Raw genomic sequence first — 17,073 nt, 5'->3', positions numbered from 1 at the left:
CGTTACTCAGCCGGTTGCGGTGCGCCGCTGAGATACACACTCACATAGCGCGTAAACTTCCCGATAAACACTCCGGCAAATACCCCGCCGGAGACTATCGCCAGCGCGCTCATGGCGGGCTGTTGCAACGTCTGGGGAGAGAGGGCGTTCATCACCCCCAGCACGTATTTCACCCCAAATGCCAGCATCATAAACGGCAGAGCCGTGTTGTCAGGCTGGCGATAAAGGGTACGCGGCGCGTCGGTGCGGGTGATGACCGTCTGCTTAATCAGCACATACCCCAGCGCCGCGCCCGCCACAATCCCCGCAACCCAAAGGGCCACCGTCGCGAGAGTAAGATCGCGATAGACCACCAGATCGTAGATATCCCAGATAAGAAAGATGGCAGGAATGATGGCCAGCCTTTCCAGCGTAACGGTGGCAGGCTTACGGGCGTTGAGGCCACGGGAGACGAGAAAGATAAACAGGACCCACACCCAGACGGGGGTGTGCGTGAGGATACCGATCAGAAATTCAAACATGGGATTCACCATGAACGCTTGCGGCGCTGGCCGCACTGCACAAGTAATGCGCATAACAGCACAGGTGCCATTATGCGCAGGTCTGTTACAGCGATTTTTTCAGGCGACGAACCGCCTCTTTCAGCTCTTCATCGGTTGGCGTGACAAACGACATGCGGAGCGTCGTATGGTCTGGCTCATTGCAATAGAAGAACTCACCCGGCACAAAAACCACGCCGTTGCTTAACGTTTTTTCCAGCCAGCGCGTGGTGTTGATGCCATTGTTCATTTTGGCCCACAGGAACATTCCACCCTTCGGCTTATGGAACGTCATGACATCACCCAGTTCCGCCTCCAGTTCATTTGCAAAGGTCTGGTATTTCTGGCGGTAGGCTTCACGGATCATTTTAATCTGATCGGCCAGACGACCGGTTTTCAGGTACTCATAGGTCATCAGCTGTGACAGCGTGCTGGTGTGCAGATCGGTGGTTTGCTTGAGATTAACCACCGCGCGTTTCAGCCACTCCGGTACCAGCACCCAGCCCACACGAGTGCCCGGGGCGAGGATTTTGGAGAAGGTCGAGGTATAGACGACGTTCTCTTCATTGCCGATATCTTTGGCATGGGCAATTAACGGGCGGAACACTTCATCGGTATAATTAATTTCGCTGTACGGATCGTCTTCGATAATAACGAAGTCATAGCGCTTCGATAATTCCACCAGCTGTTTACGACGCACCTCAGAAAGCGTTACCCCACCCGGGTTACCAAATGTCGGAACAATATAAACCGCCTTGATGGTTTTATTCGCCACCAGTGCTTCAAGTTCATCCACTTTCATTCCGTCGCCATCGGTGCCCACGGATTCAAATTTGGCCTGTGCCAGACCAAATACCTGCAGTGCCGCGAGATACGTTGGACGTTCGACGACGACGGTATCGCCCGGGTTAATTAACGCCCGCGCCAGCACGTCGAGAGATTGTTGCGAACCGGACGTAATGACCACGTCATCGGCCTTGCAGGCGATCCCACGGCCTTCACAGATGAGCTTAATTTCTTCACGCAGCCCCGGGATGCCTTCGGTCAGACTGTACTGAAAAGCTTCACCAAAATGCTGTGATAATACGGCATCAGCGGCAATTTTCAGGCCTTCATGATCGAACAGTGCAGGGTTAGGAATACCGCCACCCAGCGAAATCACCCCGGCCATTTTGCTATGTTTTAATAATTCACGGATGGCAGATGATTGCAGGCCCTGTGCGCTGCTGGCGAGTTTATTCACAGACATTCTTTGCTTACCTTCTTTTTTATAATGTGCCTAATCTTAGTAGCATAAGTCTGCGGCTTTGATAATTACTTTTCTTCAACGGCATGGCCGAAATATTCCGCGCCCTGCTGAATATGCGCGACAAATTGCGTGAGCTTGGGTAGCGGACGTAAATCCTGGCGCCACAGCAAATGTACCGGTCGTGGCGCAGGCGTATAGTTCTCCAGCACCTGCACCAGCCTGCCGCTCGCCAGCTCTTCTGCCACCAGCACTTCGGGTTGCAGTAATAATCCCGCCCCCGCTCTCGCCGCCATCCGTAGCCCATAGCCATCGTTGCAGCGCAGAATGGCATCGCGCTTCCAGCGCATCTCACCTTCAACCCCCGGCAGCCGCCATTCGTTACGCGCGGTCCACACCGTGTGTGACAGGCAGAGATGATCCGCCAGATCGGCAGGCGTTCGCGGCGTGCCGTAACGCGCCAGATACGCCGGGGCCGCGCAGATCACCATTCGGTACGGGCAGAGGTATTTCGCCACCAGATCGTCGTTATGAATGTCACCGATGCGAATGGCCAGATCGACCCCTTCATCCACCAGATCCACCATCCGGTTGGTCAGATCCAGCTCCACGCGCACGTCCGGGTAGCGCTGCAAAAAGGTCGCCGTGAGGGGGGCTATCACACAACCGCCAAACGAGGTGGGCGCCGTGACCCGCAAGGTCCCGGCTGGGGCGGCACGCAGTCGCTCAACCGCGCTTTCGGCGATAGAGACCTGCTCCAGCACCCGCTTCGCCTCGTCGAAATAGACCCGCCCGGCGTCCGTCAGACTTTGACGCCGCGTGTTTCGCTCCAGCAGCCGGGTGCCGAGCTGAGACTCCAGTAACGCTATGTACTTCCCCACCATCACCGCCGACATCTCCAGCCGGCCTGCCGCGCCGGTAAAACTGCCGCTCTCAACGACAGCAATGAAGGTCTCCATGCTGCGAAGCTTATCCATATTCCAAACCCCTGGTTAGCAATCCTCTAACTTTAGCCCAGTTTATCTGAGTTTTGATTTATTAAAGAATGAAGGCTCACAACCTAAGGAGTCAGCTATGAAAATCGTGATTATTGGTGCCAGCGGTACGGTCGGTCGTGCGGTAACAGAAGAGCTGAGCCGTCGCCACGACGTGATCCGCGTGGGTCGCACGCAGGGCGACTACCAGGTGGATATCACCTCTCAGGCCAGCGTGCAGGCATTGTTTGAAAACATCGGAGCGGTGGATGCGATTGTCTCTGCCAGTGGCGGCCTGCACTTCGGCCCGCTCGCGACCATGAAAGACAGCGATTTCAATCAGGGCTTGCAGGACAAGCTGCTGGGACAGGTTCGTCTGGCGTTGACCGGCCAGCATTACCTCAATGAAGGCGGCTCCATCACCCTGATAAGCGGGATCGTGGCGCATGAGCCTATCGCACAGGGGGTGAATGCCACCACGGTGAACACCGCCCTGGAAGGGTTTGTCCGCGCCGCGGCCTGTGAACTGCCGCGCGGGATCCGCATCAACCTGATTAGCCCGACGGTGCTTACCGAATCAGCGGAAGCGTACGAAGGCTTCTTCCCGGGCTTTGAAAGTGTTCCCGCCGCAACGGTGGCGCAGGCCTATCGTCGCAGCGTGGAAGGGGTGCAGAATGGACGGGTGTATAAAGTGGGTTACTGAGTCTTAGCGGCAGAAATCAGGACCAGCATCGGACGTTCCGCCTCTTCGGCCAGCGCGGGCCAGGCATCAATTTGTGCCTGCGTTGGTCCCCATTCGTTCACTTCCGTTATTGTCAGCCCCGCCTTAATAAGCGCATTGAGCGTGGTACCGAGCGTACGGTGGTATTTGATCACCCCGTCCGCCAGCCAGTTGCTGACGCGCTCGCCCTCATCCTGATAGCGATTAACGCCCCAGAAACGCTCGCCGTTGTCGTCGGTCAACCAGCCCTGACGTGTGGCGCAGGTGTAAATCGGATGTTCCATTGAAAAGACGAGGCTGCCGCCGGGTTTAAGCGCCCGCCGGATTTTCTCAAACAGGGAATCCAGCGCCGGCAGGTAGTGCAGCGCCAGTGAACTGTAGATCAAATCAACGCTGTTCTCAGGTAACGCCAGAGATGCCAGATCGCTGCGCTGATAGTGAATTTGCGCATCATCCGTCAGTTCAGCCGCCCGGGCGAGCATCTTTTCGGAGAGATCAACGCCGGTCACTTCTGCCGCCCCCAGCGCGCGTGAAGCGCGACAGAACCAGCCGTAACCGCAGCCAAGATCGATAACTGACTTGCCGGATAACGGTGGCAGCATGCTTTTCAGCGCAGGCCATTCCGGTGCGCCGTCCAGACCCTGCACCGAACGCGGTAGCCGGGCATAGCCTTCAAAAAACGCCGGGTTGTCGTAGATGTTTTGTGCCATGACGGACTCCTTTATCGCAACAGAGGCGAGGGTAAAACACCCCTCGCCCGTTGACAACATACCCGTCTGAAAATCAGAGTCTGCGCCGGATCTTCTCCACCATGGCGGCAGTCGAAATCCCGTAACGCGCGTGAAGGGTCGGTAGCGCACCCGCATCAAGGAACGCATCCGGCAACGCAACGGTATCAAAGTCGACGTTAACGCGATGGCGCATCAACAGCGACGCCACGGCTTCACAAAGCCCGCCAACGCTACTGTGGTTTTCAGCCACAATAACCAGACGTCCGGGTTTCGCGGCTTGCGCCAGAATGGTCGCTTCATCCAGGGGCTTAATCGTGGGTGAGTGAAGTACCGCCACGCTGACATTATCCTTGCGCAACTGCTTTGCCGCCTCCAGTGCGCGCATGGTCATCAGCCCTGAGGCGATAATCAGCACATCACTGCCCTCTTCCAGCAGCGCGGCTTTGCCTATTTCAAACCGGTAATTGTACTGATCCAGCACCACCGGAACCTTACCGCGTAACAAACGCATATAAACCGGCCCTTCGTGGCTGGCAATGGCAGGCACCGCCTGTTCAGTGTCAATCGCATCGCAAGGATCGATAATGGTCATGCCCGGAATGCCGCGCATGATCGCAATATCTTCCGTTGCCTGATGGCTTGGCCCGTAGCCGGTGGTCAACCCCGGCAGCGCGGCGCAAATCTTGACGTTGAGGTGTTCCTCAGCAATGACCTGATGAATAAAATCGTAGGCACGGCGGGTGGCAAACACGGCATAGGTGGTGGCAAAGGGAATAAAGCCCTCTTTGGCCATCCCACCTGCCGCCCCCATTAACAGCTGTTCCGCCATTCCCATCTGGAAGAAACGGTCAGGGTATGCCTGGGCAAAGATATGCAGATCGGTATATTTCGACAAATCTGCCGTCATGCCGACAATGTTCTGACGCTGAGCCGCCAGTTTCACCAGCGCGTGGCCAAACGGCGCGGCCCGGGTTTCCTGCCCTTCCTCTGCAATCGAGGCAATCATGGCGGAGGTGGTTAAACGCGGTTTATTTTCGACGGGCTGGCTCATTACAGGACTCCTTCTGGTTTATTCGCATCGAGCACGGCGAGCGCCTGTTGCCACTCATCGGCATCCACGCGAATAAAATGGTTCTTGTCACGCTGCTCGAGGAAAGGCACGCCCTTGCCCATCAGCGTGTCGCATAAGATGACGCGCGGCTGTTGTTCGGGATAGCGTCTGGCATTATCAAACGCCGACACCAGCGCGGGGATATCGTTACCGTTAACGCGTTGTACATACCAGCCAAAGGAGGTCCACTTATCTTCCAGCGGCTCAAAACCGAGGATGTTATGTGAATTACCGTCCGCCTGTTGCCGGTTAATGTCCACCAGCACAATCAAGTTCGAGAGCCCATGATGCGAGGCTGACATGGCGGCTTCCCAGGTTGAACCTTCGTCCAGCTCACCGTCAGACATGGAGTTAATTACCCACGCCGTGCTCTGTTTGTGCTTCAGCCCCAGCGCCATTCCCACACCAATGCTGAGTCCCTGCCCCAGAGAACCGCCGGAGATCTCCATGCCGGGCGTATACGTTGCCATGCCGGACATCGGCAGGCGGCTGTCATCCGAGCCGTAGGTTTCAAGTTCCTCTTCAGGAACGATCCCCGCCTCGATCAGCGCCGCATAATACGCAATGGCGTAATGTCCGTGGGAGAGCAGGAAGCGGTCGCGGCCTTCCCACTCCGGCTCCTGAGCCCTGAAGGTCATACCGTGCGCAAACGCAGTTGCCAGCACGTCGGCATAGCCCAGCGCCTGACCGATATAGCCCTGACCTTGTACTTCGCCCATTCGCAGCGCGTAGCGGCGAATGCGCCACGCGGCCGCGGCAACCTGTTGAACTGTCGTATTCGTCATTCTCGTCTCCCCTTAATGGATCAGCATGCCGCCGTTCACGTCGAGCGTGATACCGGTGGAATAAGAAGAGAGATCGCTCCCCAGGAACAGCGCGGCACGGGCAACATCCTGTGCATCACCAAGACGGTTGAGCGGAATACCCGCCAGAATGGCGGTTTTCATCTCATCGCTCAGCTTGCCAGCGGTGATGTCCGTCTGGATAAGCCCCGGGGTGATGCAGTTCACGCGCACGTTATCCGGCCCAAGCTCACGGGCCATGGCTTTGGCTAGTCCCAGCACGCCGGCTTTTGCAGCGCTGTAGTGCGGGCCGCCAAAAATACCGCCGCCGCGCTGTGCCGAAACTGAAGAGATACAGACAATGCTGCCGGACTTCTGCGCGCGCAGAGTGGGAATCACCGCCTGGGACATCAGCAGCGTACCGCGCAGGCTGACATCCAGTACGGCATCGTAATTGTCGCGCTTAATATCCATCAGTTTGAGCGGCTGGGTTATCCCGGCGTTATTCACCAGAATGTCGATGCGCCCATATTTACCCAGAACCTGCTTAATGGCTGCGTTCACCTGCAACTCGTTGCTGACGTTTGCCGCAAGCCCCAGATGCCCTTCACCCAGACATGCAGCCGCACGCTGGCTGGCCTCGGCATCTAAATCAATAATGACCACTTTCGCGCCCTGCTCGGCATATAATTTTGCCGTGGCGAAACCCAAGCCGCGCACAGAAGCCGCGCCGGTAATCACGGCGACTTTATCTTTCAGAAGCATATATTTACTCCAGTATTGTAAGAGAGGTTTTATTTATTATTTCGGTTCTTCCAGCAAGATAATCATGACTAATCCAATTGCTGCGCAAATACCGAAATAAATAAAGACAGAATTAAAGCTTCCAGTTTTATCCAGCAGATAACCTGCCAGCATCGGCGAAACAAATCCGCCGAGATTACCGCCGCTATTAATAATTGATGCGGCGATGGGATACGTTTTGCTGTCCGCAACGGCCATTCCATAAGCGGTGAAGGCGGGCCAGCCTATATTCAGACAGAGACCAACAAAAAAGAGGCCGACACAAACCGCAACGGTGCTTTGCGGGATATTCAGCATGATGACCATCATCAGTACGGTGCTGATGGCTGTAAACATCATGGTCGGTTTACGCCTGCGCCCGAGCCATTTATCGGAGACATAGCCGCCAAAAATCGCGCCGATAAAACCGCCGATACACGGCATACTCGCGACGAGGCCCATGCTCATGAACGTAAAGCCTTTTTCTTTCACCAGATAAAGCGGTATCCAGGTCAGCAGGCCATACAGCACGCTGACCATCATGAAGTAGGCCACACAGTCACCGAGAATATTTTTCGATGTGAACAGACCTTTTACCGTGCTGATGGGCGACAGATCCCGTACGCGGATCAGACGGTCAAGGCGGGAGAAGCCGGGGGAAATCACGATATTTTCCCGTCTGGCATCCGGTGTCGCCTGACCTGCGGTAATGGTCTCCAGTTCGCTCTTTGACACGAAAGGGCTCTCGGAAGGCCGGGTACGTACCAGTAAATACCACAGGACAGCAATGACCAGCCCCGGAATGGCAAAAGAGAAAAAGACCCAGCGCCAGCCCCAGGTCATGGCAATCCACACTGCCAGCGGCGGCACCAGGATGGGGGCAAACATGGTGGCAGCAATATAGACGCCGGTCGCCGTGGCCTTCTCTTTTGGTGGAAACCAGTTATTGATCGTTGATGCCAACCCCACCGGGCATGGCCCCTCGGTTAACCCCAGCCCCAGGCGGATAAACTTCAGGCCCAGCACTGAGGTCGCAGTCCCCATCAACCAGGTAAACGCCGAGAAGCCAAATATCGACAGCGCCACCATCCCGCGAATGCCCTTTTTGGCGATAAAAAAGCCCGCCGGTATTTGGCTCAGGGCGTATCCCAAAAAGAACATACTGGCGATCGCACCGGCTTCGAAATTATTGATATGAAACTCGTCGATGATAAAAGGAAGTACAGCACCAATATTTGTTCGGTCGGCATAGTTAATGGCATACACAATAAAAATTAATGCCAGTACAACGAAACGGTAATTGGTTTTCTTTGTCGCTATGTAGGGGGCAACTTGTTCTATACGAGACATGTTTTACCTCATTATTCGAACAACGTGAGTCGTTTTATTTATGCGTTCAACGTCAATATATCGGCTATCGAACGAAACACCATTCAATAAAACTCATTTATTGCTGAGATAAATTTGATACGCGATGCAGGTCATAAAAATAAAATGTAACCCTCATCAATATTCATCGATAAAACACTGTGAACAGGATCATGTTTAATCCATTCAGCCGGGTAAAAATTGCTGACACGATGCCGCAATGTTATGTTTTTTAAAATTGTCTCGTTTAAAAGGAGTGGGCCATGCCCGCGCAGGATCGCCAGACCCTCCCCATACCCTCGCTGCGAAATATTCAGTCCTTTATCGCCGTGGCCAACTCTCTCAGTATCCATCTGGCAGCCGAACAGCTTAACGTCACCGCGTCAGCCGTCAGTCATCAGATCGCCTCGCTGGAATCCTGGATGGGGAAGAAGTTATTTATCCGCAGCGGCAAAGGCGTGACCCTGACCCCGACGGGGGAAAAATATCTGCGCGACGTCTCCGCAGCGATGAGCGCCATCGGCCGTGCAACCGAACAGGTGATGAAAGAGGCTGATAATCCGGTATTGCGCGTTCACTCTTCACCAACGTTTGGCCTGACGTGGTTATTGCGCCGGCTCGGCAAATTTCGCAGTGAATACCCGGATATTACGGTCAATCTTTCCTGCTCCTATGAGAACCTGCAGTTTGCACGCGATAACATCGATATTGATATTCGCCACGGCATCCCGGACTGGGACGCTTACAGGGTCATGACCATTAAAAACGATGCGCTGGTGGTGCTGGCCTCACCGGCATATCTGCGTGCACATCCCGTCAACACGCCGCAGGACCTGCTTTCACAGGCGCTTATCTCGTCGACAAGCACTCTCGTCAACTGGGAAAAATGGTTTGCCTGGCACAATATCGACCGCCCCTGGCTCAACTTCAGCCTGAGTTTTGATCGTTCTTACATGAGCTTTGAAGCCGCGCGCATGGGGCTGGGATTTATTCTGGAAAGCAAGATGATGGCCACCGATCACCTGAACGATGGCTCCCTGGTGCAGGTGCTACCAGATGAAACGGGGATCGCCATTAATGCGCATCATCTGGTGATGCCGCACATGAACGAGCGCACCTGGAAGATCCAGCAGTTTGTTGAGTGGATTGATCGCGAACTGCGTCTGTCGGGGTATCACCTGTAGCAATACCCCGACGTGGCGTCAGGAGACGGTGCCCCACACAAGATGGCCCTTATGGAAGGTCGCGGTACGCGGTGAAATCCGCGCCACGGCCTCGGCGGAACAGGAAGCGTCCACCAGCACAAAGCTGGCATCGTCCTGCGCTTTTGGCCACACGCGCTCGCCTTTGTCGTTCAACGGCAGCACATCACCGGTGGCGATACCCAGCGCGCGGGAGAGCGTCTGTTCATTCGGGCGAATATAGAGTTGGGCGTAAAGATTGGCTTTTTCCAGCATATCGCCCAGCCCATACGGCGACCAGTGGTCAATGACGCTGTCGGTGCCGGTCATGACGAACACCCCCTTGTCACGGAGTTGCTTCAGCGGCATATGCAGGGTGCCAATCGGCACCGTAGAGGCAATGGTCACCTGCTGCGCCGCCATGCGGGTGGCGATTTCATCGACCTGCTGCTCGTTGAGCGTGGCCAGCGCGAAGGCGTGGCTGATGGTCAGCTTGCCCTTCAGCGCGGGCGTTTTCTCCACGGTCTCTACCATGTAGTTCACCGCCGCGACGCCTGCCGGGCTGGTTTCATGCAGGTGGATGTCCACCCCTTTGTCATAATCCAGCGCAATCTGGAACATCGTGTCGAGGGATTTTTCCATCGCATCGTCCACGTTAGTCGGATCCAGACCGCCCACGTAGTGTGCGCCAGCCTGCATGGCCTCGCGCATCAGCGTTTCGGAGTGTGATAACAGCAAGCCGTGCTGCGGGAAGGCGACAATTTCACAGTCAAACCCCGGCTTGCGGCGCGCTAAGACGGCCTGGAGATTTTCCAGATTCTTCAGGCCGGACGTCGGCTCAATATTGCAATGGCTGCGGGCGAGGGTGGAGCCTTTCGACTGGATCAGATCGATAAGCTTTTCCGCACGCTCCTGCGTGTAGGGCTGTAACTCTGGCAGCAATTTTTGTTCAAGACGGATCATGTCCTGAATGGTCGTGCCCGCCGGGCGGTTAAGGGAATGCCAGGGACCGCCGTAAAAGGTTTTATCCAGGTGGATATGCATGTCGCGCATTGCCGGCAGCATCAGCTTACTGCCTGCATCATAATGTGGCAGCGTGGCATCGCCATGGCTTTTGTTATCACGCAGGGCGACAATTTTGCCGTCATTAATTTCGAGTGTTTTCAGTTCGGTGCGGGTGCTTGTCGCCACGCCGCCGTCAACGTTGAACCCGGCCTCCAGCAGCACGTTATCCAGGTAGTAGTGTCTGGCGGTAATGTTCATCGGTTTGCCTGTCTCACAACGTGGTTTCGCAGTCTCTGCAGCATACGCGACGGAGCCAGTGGTGCCAAACAGGGCGCAGGCGGTAACCATTTTGCCGCTCTGGCTAATAAACTCGCGTCGGCTTTTATTCTCACTCATCTTCTCTTCCTTTTACTTACGCATTCACAATGTGGGTACCGGTCTCACCGCGCAGCGCCGCAGGCAGGCAGTCCGGCGAGGTGATGATCACGCGCTTGCCGCCGTCGTTCAGAAACGCCAGCGAGGCGACGATTTTCGGCAGCATGCTGCCCGCTGGGAAGTGCCCCGCCGCCACGTAGCGTTTCATCTGCGCCACATTCACCGTATCCAGCGCCTGCTGGTCTGGCTTACCAAAGTTGATGCACACTTTCTCCACCCCGGTGGTGATCACCAGCACGTCGGCATGGATCTCGCGGGCCAGCAGCGCGGTCGAGAGATCCTTATCAATCACCGCATCGACGCTCTGGTAATCCCCCTGCGCTGTGCGCACCACCGGAATACCACCACCGCCCGCCCCGATCACCACAAAGCCTTTTTGCGTCAGGGTCTTGATAGCCTCCGCTTCAACGATACGCAGCGGCTGCGGTGAGGCCACCACCCGGCGATAACCGCGCCCGGCGTCTTCAACAAAATGCCAGTCAGGATGGGCACGCTGGAGCGCATCACGCTGCGTCTCACTGAAAAACGCGCCGATAGGTTTGGTGGGATGGGCGAAACCCGGATCGTGTTTATCCACTTCCACCTGCGTGACGACCGTGACCGCTTTTTGCTCGCCGTGGGCGGCCATGCGGTTATTGAGCGCCTGCTGGATCAGGTAGCCGATACCGCCCTGGGTATCCGCCACGCAGTTTGCCAGCGGCGTGAGGGGTAGCCCTTCCCGCTCGTGAGCAATTTCAGCGCGGCGCAGATCCAGCCCCACCTGGGGGCCGTTGCCGTGAGTGAGCACGATGTCATAGTCAGACGCCAGCATCTCCAGCACTGACTCTGCAACCAATTTCACGGCCTGTGACTGGTGTTCAATGGACTGACTGGCGTTATCTTTGATAATGCTGTTGCCGCCAATGGCGACGACCATGAGCTCTTTCATAGTGTTTCCTTTGAAATGGTGCGGGGTGAGGACATCAGCCATTATCAGGACTCCGAAACCGGCGCTGCCGCGCTCACCGCGTCGCGGCTATCAAGAAAATGCTTCACCACAAACATGCCCCCCATCATCAGGTAGGCCGTGACAAACATCAGCGAACTGCCTTCGGCAAAGCCAACCACTGGCGCGTGGATCACGCCGAACAGCGCCAGCAACGCCCCAACGGCGGCGGCCACGGCTCCGCGCAGCGGTTTGTTGATGATGGCGAAGATAGCGATGCAGCCCCACAGCATGCTGGCGAGCGGTGCGCCGTTACCCAGATGCACCAGTCCCTGGTAGTAGATACCTTTGCTGTGCAGCACGTCGGTGCCAATTTTCGCCGCACTGGTCCCCGCCGCGCCCATCACGCTGTTCATCATGGTCAGCGCCCAGTTAGCGATCCACGGGAACAGGCAGATGAAGATCACGGGGACCTCCACTTTGGGCGTTTCCCTTACTACCTGGTTGGCGGTCACCACCCCGATAAACACCAGAATCGGCACGATGGCGGTCATCGGTATGATGGCGAGCATAAACGCCCCCAGCCCGAACAGCGGCACGATAAACATGGTCACACCGGAGGCCAGCGTGTAGCCAATGCTGGCCCCCATCGCTTTCCAGCCCGCGTGGCCGACGTAAACCGTCACCGGGAACGGGTTACCCATCAGACACCCGAGCATGGAGGCCAGCCCGTTTGCCAGCATCACCTTGCGGGTCGGGTACTCATCCCCCGCCGCGTGGGCGCTTTCGATGTTTTCCAGGTCAAAAATGTAGTTCGCCAGACCCAGCGGGACGGCAGAAGCCAGGTACGGTAATGCGTGCGGCAGTCCCTGCATAAAGCTGTCGACATGCACTTCCGGCGGGTTAAAGCCAAACGACGACATTGAGGCTTTGATGGCCTCCGGGCTTTGCAGACCGGAGATCCACGCCAGCGCGGTACCGGCAATCAGCAAGAGCAGGCCGGTCGGGATTTTGGCGAAGATCGGCTTTTTACCAAACCAGTTAATAAAGATCAGCAGCAGCACGATGAACGACACGGTAGGTGCCTCAAACGCCTGCAGCATCGGGTTCATCGCCAGCAGCAGCAGGCCCAGCCCGGACAGGCACGACAACAGGACGGTACGCGGGATCATCTTGCGGATGGTTTCCCCAAGGAACGAACCGCCCGCCAGAATCATCGCCTCCACGAAGCACCACACCAGACCAATCTGGATAGCGAAATCCGCATCACCGGTTTGCTGGTAGACCGGCATCAGCACCAGAAAGGTCACGGTGAAAATTGACGGCGCGCTTGGGCCAGACGGCAGCGCGGTGACATCCGTACGCCCGGTCTGGCGCGCCATCTGCAGGCCAAACCACGCGTAGCAGACGCTCGCGACCAGCACCGCCAGCCCGAAGGCTGGCGCAATGCGTCCATAAACAATCTCCTTCGGGATGCCGACGACAAAAATGAGCAGCCCCATCATGGTCAGCAAATTGGTCAGGTTGTTGGTCATCAACCCGAAATACGCCGCCCAGTCACCTCTTTTCCACTCCAGTTTCATGTTTTTCATGGATGCATGCCTTATAAAAAGTAGCGATCGCGGAAGGTCAACAGCGCCTTTTCAAAACAGCTAAACGGCGGGTGAACGATGCCCGCCCCAATCATGCCAATTCCTGCGTCTTTGTGCGCAATGGCGGTGTTAATGACCGGCAGAATGCCGCTGCCCGCGACTTTTGTGATGTCGATGGCGGTTGGAATGCCCATAAACGAGAGCAGCGGAATGGTGACGTTCGGGTTTTCGCCGAGGGTGATCTCGCGCATCTGACGGGAGAAATCGATGGCTTCATCCACCGTGCCACCCACCAGTGCCACAATCGCCGGGGCTGTGGCCATCGCAAAACCACCGATACCGTAGGTTTCGGTAATGGCGCTGTCGCCAATATCCAGCCCGGAGTCTTCCGGCCTGTAGCCCGCGAACATGGGCCCTATCACCTGCTGCGCCGGGCCGGTGAACCACTGCCCCGGCAGCCCGGAGATGCGCAGGCCGAACTCGTAGCCGTTACGCGCCATGGTGGTGACCACGGTGCTGTACTCAATACCGTGTGCGGCATCCATGGCGGCTTTACACATCGCCATCCACGTCGGGCCGGAGAAGTAATCGCTGCTGGCGACGAACTCAAACACCTCACGCTGCTGTGCCACCGGATACCCGGCCTGAATCAGCCCGGGCGTCAGCGCCTGGATCAGCAGCGTGGTGCCGGCGTTGTTGCGGTTATGACACTCGTCGCCCATGTGCAGCGCCTGGGCCAGCATCAGGCGCAGGTCGATTTCACCAATGATTTTCATGGCATCGCGCAGCATCGGGCCGAGCACGTCACGCATCCAGTTCAGGCGGTCAATAACGCTCTGGTCGTTGGCGCCCATGCGCAGGATCTTCGCCATCTGCTCGCTAAGGTTAGTGAACGCCCGGTTGCCGTAGGTTTTATTCTCAACGATGTGCATAAACATCGATGGCGAAGTGACGCCCGCCATTGAGCCTACGCAGTCGTGCTCGTGGCAGGGCGAGAAGGTGATCGCCCCTGACGCCGCCACGCGCTCCGCGTCGTCGATATCGCGTGCCAGCCCTTCAAACACCAGCGCCCCGGTCACGGCCCCTTTCATTGCGCCACACATGTTTTCCCAGCTGACGGGCGGACCGGCGTGCAGAATGGTGGTGCGGGTCATGCCCGGCACGACGTTGATTGCCTGGTCGTAGCCCACCAGCACCGGATGGGACTGGATAATGCGCTCAAGGGCAATCTTATTGGCGGCGGCGATTTTGTCAGCCAGTGGCGCAAGGGCCAGCTGATCCAGCGCTTCTACAACCTGCAAATTCCCCTGCCCCGGCGGCGTCCAGTCGAGCTGGGTCACGGGGATATGCTGCTTTTTGAGATCCGCACTGAACAGCGCGATACCGACGTTAATCACGTTCAACGGCTGGTTAAATAAGGTCGTCATCAGGCAGTCTCCCCTTTAAAGACAAATTCACGTGCCAGTAATCCGGTGTTGGTGCTGCTGCTCGCCCAGATCACCCCTGCCTCGGTCAGAAGCTGACACTGCTGTGCCAGGGACGGTGAGTCCTGGTCGGTTCCGAGCACATAGCCGAGAATTGCCAGCGGGCGGTTATCGGCTTTCGCCGTCGCCTGCGCCTCTTTTATGGCCTCAAGCATCACGCCAACCGGATCCTCGTGCGCGCCAAAGCCCAGAACAAAGTCCATCACGATCACGCCCACCTCGGGGTCACGCGCCTCCTGCAACAGGCGGCTGATGCGGTTGGTCGGATCGATCATCGGGTGCGGTTTGCCGTGGGTGAAATCGTCATCGCCAAAATCAAGGAAGGTGTGGGCTTTACTGACGTTGATATCGTCCAGCCGTTTCGCCGGATCGGGTTGAATGTTGCTGTAGACGTCGTCGAACTTTTCCAGCGCGGCGAACATGGCCTCATCGCACAGGGTGCCGCCGCAGAACAGGCCGCGGATGTATTTCTGCTGGGGCGTCAGCCGGGCACGCACCTCGTCGATCAGTGGCCAGTTCAGCGGATGCAGGTCGAGAGACTCTTTTTTCACCCCCGTTAACAGCACGGCCTTCAGCGCCGCCTCTTTGGTGCCACGGGCGAACTGCAGGTTGCCGTCATCAGCCGGCGGCTGATGACGACCGAGGAAACAGACCACCACCGGTTTGCGGCAGGTGCGGGCGCGGGCCAGCACTTTTTCTGCCACCGACGGCGCAGGCGGTTTAGAGATGAGGGTAATCACCTGGGTGGCGTCGTCAGCGTCCAGCATCGCGATGGCATCCAGCATCATCAGGCCACCTATCTTTTCGCTCAGATCGCGCCCGCCGGTGCCAATCAGCTGCGACACGCCGCCGCCGAATTCATGGATCCGCACGCTCAGCTCCTGGCTGCCGGTCCCGGACGCCCCGATAATACCGATCGGTCCGCGGCGCACCGCATTGGCGAAGCACAGCCCGGTACCGTTGATAATGGCCGTGCCGCAGTCCGGCCCCATCATCAGCAGCCCTTTCTGGTGTGCCAGCTGCTTCAGCGCCAGCTCGTCATCAAGGCTGACGTTGTCGGAGAAGAGCATGACGTTGAGATCGTTTTCCAGCGCCTGACGTGCTTCGCGGGCGGCAAACGTGCCGTTTACTGAAATCACCGCCAGGTTGCTCTCAGGACGATGGGTTTTCGCACTGGCAAGGGTGGCATAACGCGCTTCATGGCTCCCGCCGCTCTCCTTGCGGGTGAAAAGCGCTTCGATGGCTGCCAGCGTTTTGTCATTCGCCGCCTCGCCTTTAATCACGATCATTAAGTCGCCGTTTTTGGCATCCGCTAATTCCGGCGTTAATAGCCCGAGATTTTTTAATACGCCTTTGTTCATTTCTGTCGCCATAGCCACAAAAGCCTGCTCAACGCCCGGCAATTTATTGGCCTTGGTGGAAACCGACATCAATGACACCGAGTCAAAATAAGTATTCTTTTTTATGACGATTTTGGTGGGCATTATTTTCTCCTGAATGAGGATAAAAGGGGGCCGCCGTCGTGCAATAGGCACGTCGGTAAAATACTGTCTGAATGAGCGACCAGCCGGAAAAGGCTGGCCGAAGGAATTACGCGCCTGCGGCCAGCAGCAGGTCTGCTATCTGGTGGTAGCCTTTTTCCCGCGCCAGTTCGAGCGGGGTTTTGCCGTATTTATCGGTCATGTGCGGATTTGCGCCGTTATCCAGTAACAGCTTTACAATTTCCTGCTGTTTCGCGCCGCCATCGTTGAGGACAATCGCTTCCAGCAGCGGCGTCCAGCCCACGAAGTTGGTGTGGTTGACGTTAATATCGGTTTTCTCCAGCAGCTCGCGCACAATCTCAACGTGCCCTTTCTCGCTGGCAGGCGTAATGCCGACGCCACCGAAGCGGGTCAGGCGATCAAGATCCGGGTTGGCGGGTAAGACTATTCGCAGCAGGGTTAAATCATTTGTCAGGCAGCTAATCAGGAAGGGGTTAAAACAGGTCTGATCCTGTTGATCAATATCTGCTCCGGCGGCAATTAAAAATGCCACGCAGTCATAATGCTTTTTCAGACTGGCAATAATAACGGCCGTTCTTTTCTGGCGTTGAGTGGCATTAATATCGACACCTTTTTCAAGGCAGGCTTTTAGCCCGTCAATATTGCCCTGCTCTGCCGCCAGCAAAAATTCAGTAACGAGTTCGTTCGCAGACAT

At 56.7% G+C, this 17,073-nt stretch carries 16 protein-coding genes; 2 read left to right on the top strand and 14 right to left on the bottom strand.

Translation table 11 applies throughout. The features are described from left to right. Positions 1-2: 2 nt before the first annotated feature. The 3 genes from BH714_RS22435 to BH714_RS22425 all read right to left on the bottom strand — a co-directional run bounded on the left by BH714_RS22435 (position 3) and on the right by BH714_RS22425 (position 2,762). A complete protein-coding gene (locus BH714_RS22435; protein ID WP_040018947.1) occupies positions 3-521 on the bottom strand; it encodes a DUF6622 family protein in 519 nt (172 codons plus the stop codon). A gap of 85 nt (positions 522-606) precedes the next feature. Beyond that, entirely contained in the window at positions 607-1,788 is a 1,182-nt protein-coding gene (locus BH714_RS22430; RefSeq protein ID WP_040018946.1) for an aminotransferase-like domain-containing protein, read from the bottom strand. A gap of 65 nt (positions 1,789-1,853) precedes the next feature. Next, positions 1,854-2,762, bottom strand: coding sequence for a LysR family transcriptional regulator (locus tag BH714_RS22425; RefSeq protein ID WP_020883883.1), 909 nt, complete (start codon positions 2,760-2,762; stop codon positions 1,854-1,856). Positions 2,763-2,859: 97 nt separating this feature from the next. Here BH714_RS22425 and BH714_RS22420 point away from each other — a divergent pair, with 97 nt between their 5' ends. Beyond that, complete coding sequence (locus BH714_RS22420; protein WP_040018945.1) at positions 2,860-3,462, top strand: short chain dehydrogenase; 603 nt, start codon at positions 2,860-2,862, stop codon at positions 3,460-3,462. Here the strand turns inward: BH714_RS22420 and BH714_RS22415 are convergent. From BH714_RS22415 to BH714_RS22395, 5 genes are all read right to left on the bottom strand, one after another. Then, positions 3,456-4,190: a class I SAM-dependent methyltransferase gene (locus tag BH714_RS22415; protein WP_040018944.1), complete on the bottom strand. Its 735-nt coding sequence runs from the start codon at positions 4,188-4,190 to the stop codon at positions 3,456-3,458. The two genes, BH714_RS22420 and BH714_RS22415, sit on opposite strands and share 7 nt — an antisense overlap. A gap of 73 nt (positions 4,191-4,263) precedes the next feature. Further along, positions 4,264-5,262, bottom strand: a complete 999-nt coding sequence (locus BH714_RS22410; RefSeq protein WP_014171295.1) for a transketolase family protein — start codon at positions 5,260-5,262, stop codon at positions 4,264-4,266. After that, the gene (locus tag BH714_RS22405; protein ID WP_040018943.1) at positions 5,262-6,107 is read right to left on the bottom strand and encodes a transketolase; all 846 of its coding nucleotides are present in this window, start codon (positions 6,105-6,107) and stop codon (positions 5,262-5,264) included. Before BH714_RS22405 ends, BH714_RS22410 begins: the two co-directional genes overlap by 1 nt. 12 nt (positions 6,108-6,119) lie before the next feature. Then, entirely contained in the window at positions 6,120-6,869 is a 750-nt protein-coding gene (locus BH714_RS22400; protein ID WP_040018942.1) for an SDR family NAD(P)-dependent oxidoreductase, read from the bottom strand. A gap of 36 nt (positions 6,870-6,905) precedes the next feature. Continuing rightward, positions 6,906-8,237 (bottom strand): MFS transporter, encoded by a 1,332-nt coding sequence (locus tag BH714_RS22395; RefSeq protein ID WP_040018941.1) that lies wholly within the window; start codon positions 8,235-8,237, stop codon positions 6,906-6,908. 281 nt (positions 8,238-8,518) lie between these two features. Between BH714_RS22395 and BH714_RS22390 the strand changes: the two genes are divergently transcribed. Continuing rightward, positions 8,519-9,439 (top strand): LysR substrate-binding domain-containing protein, encoded by a 921-nt coding sequence (locus BH714_RS22390; RefSeq protein WP_020883878.1) that lies wholly within the window; start codon positions 8,519-8,521, stop codon positions 9,437-9,439. An 18-nt stretch (positions 9,440-9,457) separates the two neighbouring features. Here BH714_RS22390 and BH714_RS22385 read toward each other — a convergent pair whose 3' ends face one another. The 6 genes from BH714_RS22385 to BH714_RS22360 all read right to left on the bottom strand — a co-directional run bounded on the left by BH714_RS22385 (position 9,458) and on the right by BH714_RS22360 (position 17,073). Then, positions 9,458-10,837, bottom strand: a complete 1,380-nt coding sequence (locus BH714_RS22385) for an amidohydrolase family protein (protein WP_040018940.1) — start codon at positions 10,835-10,837, stop codon at positions 9,458-9,460. A 16-nt stretch (positions 10,838-10,853) separates the two neighbouring features. Then, positions 10,854-11,804: a carbamate kinase family protein gene (locus BH714_RS22380; protein WP_040018939.1), complete on the bottom strand. Its 951-nt coding sequence runs from the start codon at positions 11,802-11,804 to the stop codon at positions 10,854-10,856. Positions 11,805-11,848: 44 nt separating this feature from the next. Further along, a complete protein-coding gene (locus BH714_RS22375) occupies positions 11,849-13,393 on the bottom strand; it encodes a hypothetical protein (protein ID WP_014171302.1) in 1,545 nt (514 codons plus the stop codon). An 11-nt stretch (positions 13,394-13,404) separates the two neighbouring features. Next, the gene (locus tag BH714_RS22370; RefSeq protein WP_040018938.1) at positions 13,405-14,820 is read right to left on the bottom strand and encodes a YlbE family protein; all 1,416 of its coding nucleotides are present in this window, start codon (positions 14,818-14,820) and stop codon (positions 13,405-13,407) included. Beyond that, positions 14,820-16,361 carry an acyl-CoA synthetase FdrA gene (gene fdrA, locus BH714_RS22365; RefSeq protein ID WP_040018937.1) on the bottom strand — a complete coding sequence of 514 codons (1,542 nt, stop codon included), beginning with the start codon at positions 16,359-16,361 and terminating at the stop codon, positions 14,820-14,822. Before fdrA ends, BH714_RS22370 begins: the two co-directional genes overlap by 1 nt. A gap of 106 nt (positions 16,362-16,467) precedes the next feature. Continuing rightward, positions 16,468-17,073: an ankyrin repeat domain-containing protein gene (locus tag BH714_RS22360; protein ID WP_020883872.1), complete on the bottom strand. Its 606-nt coding sequence runs from the start codon at positions 17,071-17,073 to the stop codon at positions 16,468-16,470.

It is taken from the genome of Enterobacter ludwigii (assembly GCF_001750725.1).
GTDB lineage: Bacteria > Pseudomonadota > Gammaproteobacteria > Enterobacterales > Enterobacteriaceae > Enterobacter > Enterobacter ludwigii.
This window is presented reverse-complemented; position numbering and strand designations above follow the sequence as displayed.